Annotated in this window: 7 protein-coding genes; 5 read left to right on the top strand and 2 right to left on the bottom strand. The window is 65.5% G+C overall.

The genetic code is table 11. The annotated features are described in order from the left end of the window. The first annotated feature begins 191 nt into the window (after positions 1-191). The 3 genes from RVX_RS06520 to RVX_RS06510 all read left to right on the top strand — a co-directional run bounded on the left by RVX_RS06520 (position 192) and on the right by RVX_RS06510 (position 2,388). The gene (locus RVX_RS06520; RefSeq protein WP_116305213.1) at positions 192-395 is read left to right on the top strand and encodes a hypothetical protein; all 204 of its coding nucleotides are present in this window, start codon (positions 192-194) and stop codon (positions 393-395) included. A gap of 161 nt (positions 396-556) precedes the next feature. Then, positions 557-1,033 carry a hypothetical protein gene (locus tag RVX_RS06515; RefSeq protein WP_230404437.1) on the top strand — a complete coding sequence of 159 codons (477 nt, stop codon included), beginning with the start codon at positions 557-559 and terminating at the stop codon, positions 1,031-1,033. A gap of 467 nt (positions 1,034-1,500) precedes the next feature. Continuing rightward, complete coding sequence (locus tag RVX_RS06510) at positions 1,501-2,388, top strand: flagellin (protein WP_116305211.1); 888 nt, start codon at positions 1,501-1,503, stop codon at positions 2,386-2,388. A 229-nt stretch (positions 2,389-2,617) separates the two neighbouring features. Here the strand turns inward: RVX_RS06510 and RVX_RS06505 are convergent, their stop codons facing one another. Together RVX_RS06505 and RVX_RS06500 are read right to left on the bottom strand one after the other, a co-directional pair. Beyond that, positions 2,618-4,786, bottom strand: coding sequence for a RelA/SpoT family protein (locus RVX_RS06505; protein WP_116305210.1), 2,169 nt, complete (start codon positions 4,784-4,786; stop codon positions 2,618-2,620). A 193-nt stretch (positions 4,787-4,979) separates the two neighbouring features. Next, on the bottom strand, positions 4,980-6,710 hold the full coding sequence (locus RVX_RS06500) for a peptide-binding protein (protein WP_116305209.1): 1,731 nt from the start codon (positions 6,708-6,710) through the stop codon (positions 4,980-4,982). A 278-nt stretch (positions 6,711-6,988) separates the two neighbouring features. Between RVX_RS06500 and RVX_RS06495 the strand changes: the two genes are divergently transcribed. Together RVX_RS06495 and RVX_RS06490 are read left to right on the top strand one after the other, a co-directional pair. Then, entirely contained in the window at positions 6,989-10,198 is a 3,210-nt protein-coding gene (locus tag RVX_RS06495) for a DEAD/DEAH box helicase (RefSeq protein WP_007522572.1), read from the top strand. A 272-nt stretch (positions 10,199-10,470) separates the two neighbouring features. Beyond that, the gene (locus RVX_RS06490) at positions 10,471-11,646 is read left to right on the top strand and encodes a calcium-binding protein (RefSeq protein WP_116305208.1); all 1,176 of its coding nucleotides are present in this window, start codon (positions 10,471-10,473) and stop codon (positions 11,644-11,646) included. Positions 11,647-11,922: the final 276 nt, after the last annotated feature.

Here is an 11,922-nt window from a genome sequence, read left to right as displayed (position 1 = left end):
CTACCGCATCCGCTACGCCGGGCGTTGATATGCAAGGCCGGAACGGCGATGCCGCCTGCGCGGGTGCCTCCCCGACGCGAACGCGCGGCCTTGCGCCATCGCCCCGTCGCAGCGGGTCGGGGTTGCCATTTTCGCCGCGCGCGCTACTATCCACGAACAGACAAGCACCATGCAACGGCCAGAGGCATGCCATGGCTTTCATGCCCACCCAGAACGCCACGCACGGCCCGTGCCGCGCCACGCCCGGCGGGTCCGCCCTGACGCGCGGGGCATCGCGCTGGGCGCTGCTGGCGCTGGCGTGCGTCCTGGCGCTGGGCCTCGTGCTGGATGCGGGCTGCACCGTGCGTTCGCGCGGCCAGTATGACGTGAGCGCGGGCAAGACCACCCGCCCCTGAACCCGTCCGAACGCCCGCGCCACGCTCCGCGCCACCTCCCGCGCCCGGTCATGACCCCGGCGCGGTCTGGCCCCAGTTGGGCCTGGTTGGCCCCGCAATCCGCCCGCTTTTGGTTCCGGCAACTCTGCCTCATCCCTTTCACCCCCACCCCGCGCGACGCCATGACCCAACCCACCCCGCCAGCCGGAACAGTCACCTCGCCCAACGGCACGTCCCCCGGCAGCCAGGCCGCCCCCGCACAGGCCAAGCAGCCCTCGCCCGTGGACTTTCAGGCGGTGGCCCCGGCCGCCCCGGCGGAGCATGACGACGCCGCCTGCCCACCGCCCCCCGCGCCCATCATCATCAACGAGGCGCAACTGATCCTGGCGGAAAAGCGCACCTCGCTGGCCGCGCTGCGCACGGGCATCGCCATCGTGGCGCTGCCCATGTCGCTGACCACCTTCCTCATCGCCACCTCGCGCTACTACGACACGGAAGACGTGCTGCACTTCCTGCTGCCGGTGGGCGCGCTGAACCTCGCCCTGCTGGTGCTGGGGGCATGGCTGTCGCTGCGGGCGGTGCGCAGGCTGCGCCAGCAGGAGCAGATGCTGCGCCTGCTCAAGGAACGGCACGGCACCCTGGCGGAATTCCTGAAATAACCACATTGCCCCACGGCCGGACGGCGCAACCGCCTTCTGCCCGCTCAGTTCGTCCAGCCCGTCCGCCCCCCCCGGCCCGCCCGCCACCTCTTCGAGGTGATGTGCGCGGGCCTTTTCGTTGCGCCCGCCGTGCGCCAATACCCCGGAACTGTTCCCGCACCGTGCCGGTCCCGGCCCACCCGCCGTTATGGGGCAACCGGGCAAAAGGGGCGGGCCGCGCAACCCTCCGCAAAAAATAACGCGACGGATAAGCCATTACATTCCAGCATATTGGAAAATATTACTCATGAAAAAACAAAAAAATGCCCACCCGACCCTAAAGCGATTTTTATAGCCGCCGATAGGACCTGCGAGTGGGGAGGGGAGAATCTACGGCCAGCCGGAGGTGATACCGCGCCACAAGCGCAAGGCCGCGTCCCCCTTATTGGCGATGGAAGTCGTGACGACACATTCAAGGAGGAATGGTCATGTCACTGATCATCAATCACAACTTGATGGCGATGAACGCCACCAACAACCTGAGCCAGTCGTACGGCAAGCTCGCAACTTCCGTGCGTCGGCTCTCTTCGGGCCTGCGCGTGGGCACGGCGGCCGACGACGCCGCGGGCCTCGCCATTCGCGAACTGATGCGGGCCGACATCGCGTCGCTCAACCAGGGCGCGCGCAACGCCAACGACGCCATCTCGCTGATCCAGACCGCCGACGGCGCCCTGGGCGTCATCGACGAAAAGCTGATCCGCATGAAGGAACTGGCCGAACAGGCCGCCACCGGCACCTACACGTCGGACCAACGGCTGATCATCGATTCGGAATACCAGGCCATGGCCTCGGAAATCACCCGAATCGCCAATTCCACCGACTTCAACGGCGTGCACCTGCTGAACGGGCACCTTTCCGGCACCCACGACGGCTCCGGCATCGAGTCCACCGGCAAGCTCAAGGTGCACTTCGGCTCCGCCAACGACTGCGCCGAGGACTACTACTACATCAAGATCGGCAACGCGACCGCGTCCGCCCTTGGTGTGGGCAGCCAGGCCGCCGCGGGCAAGGGGCAGTCCATCTCCACCCAATCCGCGGCGCAGGCGGCCCTTGAAGGCCTGACCAACGCCATCATCTCCAAGGACAAGATTCGCGCCTCGCTCGGCGCGCTTCAGAACCGCCTAGAGAACACCATCAGCAACCTGCAGATCCAGGCCGAAAACCTTCAGGCAGCCGAGTCGCGCATATCGGACGTGGACGTGTCGATGGAAATGACGGAATTTGTGCGCCAGCAGATTCTGTCGCAGGCGTCGGTGGCCATGCTTTCGCAAGCCAACGCCCTGCCCCGTCTCGCGTTGAACCTGTTGGGCACCTAGCCGAACGGACGATAAGGACATCGTCAATCCCGACAAGACTTCCAGACCACGCCGGGGCCGCGGGCATGCAAACCCAAGGGAATCGGCCAGCCTCTCCACTCACAAGCGCCAGCAAAAGGGGCCTCCGCAAGGAGGCCCCTCTTTTGTCGCACGGGTTGCAAGGAAATGCGCGCGGATTGCGAAAAAATGCGTGCGCCGGGCCGCAGCCCGGCACCAAGCGTACCCGCCCCTATTCGATGGTCGAGGTGGAGCGCAGCACCTCCACCACCGCAGGCAGCTTGCGCAGCCTGTCCAGCGCCCGGTACAGGTGCGCCACGTCGCGCACCTCCACGGTGAAGTCCACTTCCGACTTGCCGTCCACCATGGAGCGCATGGTGCCGGAGTCGATGTTGACGTTCTCTTCGGCCAGCAGCGCGGAAATCTGGGCCAGCACGCCCTTTTCGTTGCGGCACACCAGGTGGATGCGCGCCGGGTAGGGCTTGTCTTCCTGCCCGTCCCAGAACACCGAGATGAGCCGTTCCGGCTCCATGGTCTGCACGTTGGCGCAGTCGGAGGTGTGCACGGTGACGCCGCGCCCCCGGCTGATGAAGCCGATGATGGGATCGCCCGGCAGCGGGTTGCAGCAGCGGGCGAAGCGCACCAGGATGTCGTCCACCCCCTTGATGCTCACGCTGTCGGCCCTGCGGTTGGCCTCGCGCGTGGCGGCCGTGGCGGCGTTGGCCTCTGCGGCCCTGGCGGCTTCCTCGGCCGCGGCCTCCTCGTCCTTGGGCAGAAGGCGCTTCAGCACCTTCTTGGGGGTGTAGCGGGCGTAGCCCACGCTGGACAGCAGGTCCTCCACGCTGCCCAGCGAAAGTTCCTTCACCACGGGCAACAGGTCGCCGTCGCGCAGGGCCTTCGTGATGTTGACGCCCATGCGCCGCCCTTCCTTTTCCAGCATCTCGCGCCCCAGCGCGATGGACCGTTCGCGCTCCTCGGTGCGGATGTAGTGCTGGATGCGGCTGCGGGCCTTGGCCGTCTTGACGAACTTCAGCCAGTCACGGCTGGGGCGGCGGCTGTTGTCGGTGATGACCTCGATGGTGTCGCCGCTTTTCAGGGCGGTGCCAAGGGGCACCAGCTTGCCGTTCACCTTGGCCCCGGCGCAGCGGTTGCCCACCTCGGTGTGGATCAGGTAGGCGAAATCTATGGGGGTTGCCCCTTCGGGCAGTTCCTTCACGTCGCCGCGCGGGGTGAACACGTAGACCTCGTCCTTGAACAGGTCGAGGCGCAGCGACTGCATGAATTCCTTGGAGTCGGTCTCCATCTTCTGGCGGTCGAGTATCTCGTGCAGCCAGGTGAACTGTTCAAGGTCGCGCGGGTTCACCCGGCCGCCTTCCTTGTACAGCCAGTGCGAGGCCACGCCGTGTTCGGCCAGGCGGTGCATCTCCTCGGTGCGGATCTGGATCTCCATGCGCTCGCCCTCCGGCCCGATGACCGTGGTGTGCAGGCTGCGGTACCCGTTGGCCTTGGGCATGGAGATGTAGTCCTTGAACCGGCCGTGCACCGGCTTCCACTGGGCGTGCATCAGCCCGAGCACGGCGTAGCAGTCGCGCAGGTCGTCCACGATCACCCGGAAGGCGATGATGTCGTGCATGTCGTCCAGCGTCAGGTCCTGCTGCACCATCTTCTTGTAGATGCTGTACTTGTGCTTGATGCGCCCGCGCACCTCGCCCTTGACCTCGTTCTTGTCCAGAATCTCCTTGATGCGGGTGATGACCCGCTCGATGTAGTGGCTTTCCACCACCTGGTTGGTGTCCAGCCATTCGTTGATCTGGGCGTAGACGTCGGGCTTCTCGTAGCGGAAGCTGAGGTCTTCCAGTTCCAGCTTGATGCGGTGCAGCCCCAGCCGGTTGGCCAGCGGGGCGTAGATGTCCATGGTTTCCTGGGCGATCAGCTTCTGCTTGTGCGGCTTCTGGAAGTCCAGGGTGCGCATGTTGTGCAGGCGGTCGGCCAGCTTCACGATGAGCACGCGGATGTCGTGCGCCATGGCCAGGATCATCTTGCGGATGTTCTCTGCCTGGGCCTCTTCCTTGCTCTCGAAGGTCATCTGGCTGATCTTGGTGACGCCATCCACCACGTCGGCCACTTCCTCGCCGAACAGGGTGTCGATGTCCTCGATGCTCACGGTGGTGTCTTCCACCGTGTCGTGCAGCAGACCGGCGGCGATGGCCGCCTCGTCGAAGCGCATCTCGGCCAGCGAATAGGCCACCGCCAGCGGGTGCGACAGGTAGGGTTCGCCCGAAAGGCGCGTCTGGCCCGCGTGCGCGGCGGCCGCGTACACGTAGGCCTTCTGGATGAGGGCAAGGTCGGCGTCCTTGTTGACCGACGCCACCTTGTCGAGAACGTCCTGGATGCGGATCATGCGGTTCGGGCCTGTGTATGTCGGCCACGGCGGACTGCCGCCATGGCCGGAGTTGGCTGTGTGTTCCCGCCGACCGGTGACGCGAAACCGCGCGCACCCGGCGGCGGGGCCGGGTGCGGGGCCGGGTGCGGAGGAGGAAGCCGAATATACTTCTTAATGGGCTGTTTCTGAAAAAATCCTTGGAATCAATACCCTACTGCTGCATGCGATACCGCTGCTGCTCCCTCGGGGTCCACCAGCGGGTGAAGTTGTGAGTCAGCCCCGCCGGCGCGGGTTCCAGCCCCTGGAAGCGTGAACTGACGATGGGCAGCGAATAGGGCACGTACAGGAAGCAGTACGGCTGGTCGCGGTGCAGGATTTCCTGGAACCGGTCGTACAGCTTCTTGCGCTCGGCCTGGTCGAAGGTGGAGCGGGCGCGCTCCAGCAGGTCGTCCACTTCCGGGTTCTTGTAGCCCACGAAGTTCAGCCCGCCGGGCACCGCCTTGGACGAATGCCACACGTCGTACAGGTCCGGGTCCTGCAAAATGTTCCAGCCCAGCAGCACGGCGTCAAAGCGCCCCTTGTCCACGAATTCCTTGATGAAGGCCGCCCATTCCACCGTGCGGATCTTCACGTCGATGCCCACGGCCTTGAGTTGGCTCTGGATGATGGTGGCCGCCTTGATGCGCTGGTCGTTGCCCTGGTTGGTCAGGATGGTGAACGCGAACGGCGCGCCGTCCCTGTCCAGAAGGCCGTCGCCGTTGGTGTCGGCCCAGCCTGCCTGGGCCAGCAGTTCCCTGGCCTTGGCAGCATCATACGGATAATCATCAATTTTGTCATTGTATACCCAGGTGCCGGGCTTGTACGGCCCCACGGTGGGCATGCCCTGCCCCAGCAGCACCCCGGCCACCAGCGCCTTGCGGTCTATGGCGCAAGCCAGGGCCTGGCGCACCTTCACGTCCTTGAACATGGGCAGCGACAGGTTGTAGCCAAGGTAGCTGTAGCCGAAGGACAGATACTGGAACTTGCGCCAGGCCATGTCCCATTCGGCCCCGTTGGTCTGGTGCAGGTACTGCTGCGGGCTCAGGTTCATCATGTCCAGGCGCTGGGCCTTCAGTTCCAGGAACATGGTGGAAAGGTCGGGGATGACCCGGTAGACCACCTCGTCGATGTAGGGGCGGCCCAGAAAGTACGTGGGGCTGGCCTCCAGCGTCAGGCGGGTGCCCGCCTCCCATTCCTTCAGCCGGTACGGCCCCGCGCCCACGGGCTTGCGCGACAGGGGCGTGTTCATCAGGTCCTGCCCTTCCAGCAGGTGTCTGGGCATGATGCCGTGCATCCAGGTGATCAGCGAACGGGCGAAGGGCCTCGCGTAGCGCACCTCGAACGAGAGCGGCCCCGTCTTGCGGAACTCCTTGATGGCCAGGTAGTCCTCCGCGTAGGGGGTGGGGGTCTTGGGGTCCACCATCAGCTTGTAGGTGAACTCCACGTCGTCGGCGGTCAGGGGCTTGCCGTCCTCCCAGCGGATGTCGTCGCGCAGGGTGAAGCGCAACAGGGTGCCGTTTTCCAGCACCTCGTACGAGGCGGCGGCCCACTTCTCGATGTTCAGGTCCTTGTCGTAACGCAGGGCCGCCACGAAGATCTGGTCGCTGACCTCGTGCGACGAGGCGTCCGAGGCGATGAACGGCAGGAGGTTGGACGGTTCGCCGATGGTGCCGAGGATGATCCGGTCGCCGGTCACTGGCTCCCCGGGCGCGCCCTGCGGGAGGGTGGCGTTGCCCCCGGCGGCAGTGGCGTTGGCGGCGGCCTTGTCGCCGTCCTTGCCGCCTTGGGGGGCGGAATCGCCGCAGGCGGACAGCAGCAGGCACAGCAGCAGCGCGGCAAGCAGGGCGATGGGGAATGCGCCCTGGCGCGCGGCGCGCGGCGCGGGCGGGGTGGTGCGGGTCATGCGTTTGCCTCCGGCTATTGCCTATTCCCGTGGATGGGGTATGATTTCACGATAGCATGGGCGCATTCCCGCGCGTGGCGCGCCGGAACCACCCCGAGCGCGTTGGATATCATTGTCCAGCGCCGTGAGCAAACGCCCCAGCTATTGATAATGGCGCAATTTTGGACTAAACTAGTCAATTGCGCTTCGTACGGGGGGACACACACGAAGCGCGCCCCGCCTGCATTCGGCCGCGCGCCTCCCCTTCCGGTTGCGACTCCAGAGGAGCACACGAGCATATGGAACTGAACGAGGAGCAATCCGTCCGTTCGCTCCTGCAGGACTTCGTCCATGATTCCATCCCGGAATACATCCTGGACGGGTCGCAGGACATCCTCGCCGAAGGCGGCGTCCAGAAGCTGAGCCTGAAGAAGGCCGACGGCTATTGGGAAGTCGAAGGGAGCATCCAGGGGGAAGACTTCCAGATATATTCGCCCAGGCTGTCCATCAGCCTTGGCGAGGGCACCACCGCGTACCATTGCAACTGCCCGGACTCGTTCTCCGGGGTGTGCAGACACGTGGGGGCCACCGCCCTCAAGATGCTCTCGACGCTGGACACGCGCCCCGGCGGCGAGGAACCCGCCCGGCCCAAGACCGAATGGCGGCAGAATTTCCGCGCCTTCTTCTCTACCGCCATCGAGCCGGAGGCGGGCCAGCACTACCTGATCTTCCGCTTTCACCCCGAGCCGGGGAGGCTTCTGGTTTCGCTGTTCCGGGGCCGCCAGAACAAGTCCGGCCTGTCCACCGTGCACAACGAAATCACGCTGGAACAGATCCTGCGCAACCCCGACTGGTGCGAACTTTCGCCCCAGTTGGCGCAGGTGGCGCAGCAGATCGGCCAGATCGTGGACTACTACGGCCACCGCATAGAGGTGCCGGACGGTCTGCTGACCTGGTTTTTGTGGGCCATCCGCAACGAATACTACCTGTTCTGGGGCGACACCGACCAGCCCTGCCGCATCGAACGCACCTCCATGCGCCTGAAGCTGAAGCCGCAACTGGCCGATGACGGGCTGTCGTTCGACGTGATGCTGCACCGCGAGGGCAAGCAGCCGTTCTCCATCATCGGCAGCGAGGTGACCTTCCACGGCCAGATGCCGCTGTGGGTGTGCTGGAACAAGGGGTTCTACCCCGTGCACACCAGCCTGAACTCGCAACTGGTGCAGGACCTCGTCCGCCAGCCCCCGGTCATCCCGCAGGAAGACATTTCCGAATTCCTCGACCGGGTGTGGACCAAGCTGCCCACCAGCGACCTGTACGGGCAGGAAGAGTTCCTGAAGCACATGGAACCCATCTTCCAGCCGGCCACGTACAACCCAAAGTTGTTCCTGGACGAGGAAGGCAGCCTGCTGACCCTGGAAATCCAGAACATCTACGAGACGGTGCACGGCGAATTCTACCTGCCCGGCCCCAACCCCGACTTCCAGACCGGCAGCTACACCATCGACGGCCACACCTGCCTCATCCGCCGCCATCAGGAAGAAGAGGCGTCGCTTACCGCGCTGCTGGCCGAAATGCGCTTTCAGCCGCGCAGCAACCGCATGTGGTTCCTGGAGCCGGAAGAGGCCATCAACTTCCTGCTCGATGCGTACCCCAAGCTGGTGGAACTGTACCGGGTGTACGGCGAAAAGGCCTTGTCGCGCTACAAGGTGCGCCTGTCGCAGCCCATCATCACGGCCAAGGTGGAAAGCAGCGAGGAAGACAAGTGGTTCTCGCTCGACATCACCGTGGAGTACGATGGCCAGAAGGTGCCCATCGACAAGATCTGGAAGGCCTGGAGCCAGGGCAAGCGCTACGTGCAGTTGAAGGACGGCTCGTACACCAGCCTGCCCGAGGCCTGGCTGAAGCGCATCGCCCACAAGTTGCAGGCCCTTGGCCTGGACCCGGAAAAGCCGCCGCAGAAGCAGTTCCAGCAGTTCGAGGCCCCGGTGCTGGACAGCCTGCTGGACGACCTGCCCGACGCCCAGACCGACCCCTTCTGGAACAGCCTGCGCGACAAGATCCGCAATTTCCGCGAGATCCGGCCCATTGATCCGCCCAAGGGGCTTACCGCCTCGCTGCGCGGCTACCAGCAGCAGGGGCTGTCGTACCTCAACTTCCTGCGCGAATACGGCTTCGGCGGCATCCTTGCCGACGAAATGGGCCTCGGCAAGACCATCCAGACCCTCTCGTTCATCCAGCACATGGTGGAACGCGGGGCCGAGGGGCCAAACCTGATCGTGGTGCCCACCTCGGTGCTGCCCAACTGGGACCGTGAAGCCCAGAAGTTCGTGCCCGAGCTGCGCCGCCTGATCATCTACGGCACCCGGCGCGAGGGCATGTTCCGCCGCATCGACGAATCGGACCTGGTGGTCACCACCTACGCCCTCTTGCGACGCGACCTGGAAGAGTTGCAGGAGCACGAGTTCAACTCGATCATCCTGGACGAAGCCCAGAACATCAAGAACCCCAACACCATCACGGCGCGTTCGGTGCGGCGCATCAACGCCCGCATGCGGCTGTGCCTGTCGGGCACGCCCATCGAGAACAACCTGTTCGAGCTGTGGTCGCTGTTCGAGTTCCTGATGCCCGGCTTTCTGGGGTCGCAGCACGCCTTCCAGCGGGGCATCATCAAGCCCATCAAGGACGGCGACAGCGAAACCCTGGACTACCTGCGCACGCGCGTGCGCCCGTTCATTTTGCGGCGCACCAAGTCCGAGGTGGCCAAAGACCTGCCGCCCAAGATCGAGAACACCTACTACTGCGCCCTGGCCGAAGAGCAGGCGGAACTGTACACCGCCCTTGCCCGCAAGCTGAAGGAACAGGTGATGGCCGACGTGGACGAGAAGGGCATCGCCAAGAGCCAGATGTCCATCCTCGACGCGCTGCTGAAGCTGCGCCAGATCTGCTGCCACCCGCGCCTTCTGAAGCTGGACATGCCGGGGCTGACCACCAACCTGCCCTCCGGCAAGTTCGACGCCTTCAAGGACATGATCACCGACATCGTGGAGGAAGGCCACAAGGTGCTGGTGTTCTCGCAGTTCGTGCAGATGCTGCACATCATCCGCTCGTGGCTGCAGATCAACGCCATTCCCTTCTGCTACCTGGACGGCACCAGCAAGGACCGCTTCGAGCAGGTGGACCGCTTCAACAACACGCCCGAGATTCCCATCTTCCTCATTTCGCTGAAGGCGGGCGGCACGGGCCTTAACCTGACCTCGGCCGACTACGTCATCCACTACGACCCGTGGTGGAACCCCGCCGTGGAAAGCCAGGCCACCGACCGCACGCACCGCATCGGCCAGACCCGGCAGGTGTTCAGCTACAAGCTGATCTGCGAAAACACGGTGGAAGAAAAGATACTGAAGTTGCAGGACATGAAGCGCGGCGTGGCCGAGGCCATCATCCCCGGCCAGGAAGCCTGGAAGTCGCTGACCCGCGAAGACCTGGAAATGCTGTTCGACGTGTAGCGGACGGCTGCCCACTGCCCGCCCCTGCCCTGCCAGCCCCATGCGACGAACAACGGCGCGCCCCCATGTCGGAGGCGCGCCGTTTTTCATGCCCGCCACGCCCCCCGCCATTGCGCCGTCAGGTTCCAGCCCGGAAAATAACGCCCCCGGAACGAAACTTGCCTCTTCCGGGGCACTCCGGAAACGGGGAAAAACCTGCCGCCGTTCCTGTTGCGGCTTGATACCCCGGGGGCTAGCCCCGGGCAGACCTGGGAGGGCAGACGGAGGTACGCATGAGCATCGAACATTGCGGAGGAGTTTCGTGCGACGGATGGGGCCCGTGGCGAAACCGGGGCCGGGGCAGGGCCACTGCCCGGCTGGCCAGGGCCATGATGGAGGAACTGGATGCCGACGACGACGGCAGCCTTTCCGCCACCGAGTCCCCGTTGTCCGAGGCGGCGTTCGCCGCGCTGGACGAGGACGGCGACGGGGCCGTCACCACCCGCGAACTGCGCGCCGGGCTGCGCAGCAAGCGTGACGAGTTGATCGATTTGATGCGCGCCGAGTCCGAGGGCGAAACCGGCACGGGCGAAACGCCCGATGCCGCCGGCCCCACGGCGGAACAGGCCGGGGCGGTGGCCGGGCTGCTCATCGAAAAAGGCGACGCCGATGGCGACGGCGCACTTTCCGCCGCCGAAACCGGCCTTGCGGGCGACGTGTTTACTGGCCTGGATACCGACGGCGATGGACTGCTCTCTTCCGGCGAGCTTTCCACCGCCGCGCTGGCGGGCGCCATTGCCGCCACCCTGGACGGCAAGCTGGCCGTGCGCCTGACGGCCCCGGCCGCCCAGCAGGACACGGGCACGACCACAACCACCGACGGGGGCACGGACACCACCGCCGCCACGACCGCCGGTACGGCTGCCACCGACACCGCGTCCACTACGGTGGGGGCGCTGGCCTCGCGCATTGCCCAGCGCATCGTGGAACGGCTGGACGCCGACGACAACGGCGGCCTGTCGCAATCGGAATCGGGCCTTGACGAAGACCGCTTCGCGCAGATCGACGCGGACGGCGACGGCAGCGTCACCGCCAACGAGTTCGGCGGTTCGCTGCAACAGATGCTGGACGTCATGAGCGCATTGCACGCCATGAGTTCCGTGGCGCGCAACAGTTACGGCCGCAAGGCCTACGGCATGGCCGCGCGAGAGGCCGTGGAACGGTACGAGGGCAACATGGGCGGCCTGATGACCGCCCTGTTCGAAACCGCCCCCACCGGCACCACGGGCTCCACCAGCGCTGAAGCCACCGGCGCCTCGGGCGGCGTGGCGGCCACTGGTGATTCGTCCACTACCACCACCGACGGCGCCAGCGACGCCGTGGGCGACCTGACCGACGTGCTGGCGGACGCGGCCGCCGCAGAGGCTGCGCAGGCCGGAACCGAAGCCGCAGAGGGCGTGACGGCCTGATCCGCGCGCACCTCGCCATCACTGATCGCCTGCCGGGTGGGTTCGTTGCGGCCCACCTCGCCATGCCGCCCGGCAGGCCATGTTCCGCCGTAACGGAACTTCACCGTCCCCGGCCCTGGCCTTCCCTTCCGCCTCGTGCCCGTCCCCGCCGTTATCGGCGGGTGTAGCCCTCTCGCAACGACCGCCGCCCATCGCGCACCCGGCAGGCTTTGCCGCTGGTGCGATTCTTGCTTTTCCGCGACCGTGCCGCATGGTGCGGCACGGTTTTCCTGCCCT

It is taken from the genome of Nitratidesulfovibrio sp. HK-II, from assembly GCF_003402415.2.
Taxonomy (GTDB): Bacteria; Desulfobacterota; Desulfovibrionia; order Desulfovibrionales; family Desulfovibrionaceae; genus Cupidesulfovibrio.
The sequence above is the reverse complement of the archived record's forward strand: the minus strand, read 5'-3'. Positions and strand labels throughout refer to the sequence as shown.

Bases quoted from the DNA above. Each gene is read 5' to 3' on its own strand.
- RVX_RS06520 (WP_116305213.1), top strand. From the start codon at position 192: ATGGCTTTCATGCCCACCCAGAACGCCACGCACGGCCCGTGCCGCGCC.
- RVX_RS06515 (WP_230404437.1), top strand. From the start codon at position 557: ATGACCCAACCCACCCCGCCAGCCGGAACAGTCACCTCGCCCAACGGC.
- RVX_RS06510 (WP_116305211.1), top strand. From the start codon at position 1,501: ATGTCACTGATCATCAATCACAACTTGATGGCGATGAACGCCACCAAC.
- RVX_RS06505 (WP_116305210.1), bottom strand. From the start codon at position 4,786: ATGATCCGCATCCAGGACGTTCTCGACAAGGTGGCGTCGGTCAACAAG.
- RVX_RS06500 (WP_116305209.1), bottom strand. From the start codon at position 6,710: ATGACCCGCACCACCCCGCCCGCGCCGCGCGCCGCGCGCCAGGGCGCA.
- RVX_RS06495 (WP_007522572.1), top strand. From the start codon at position 6,989: ATGGAACTGAACGAGGAGCAATCCGTCCGTTCGCTCCTGCAGGACTTC.
- RVX_RS06490 (WP_116305208.1), top strand. From the start codon at position 10,471: ATGAGCATCGAACATTGCGGAGGAGTTTCGTGCGACGGATGGGGCCCG.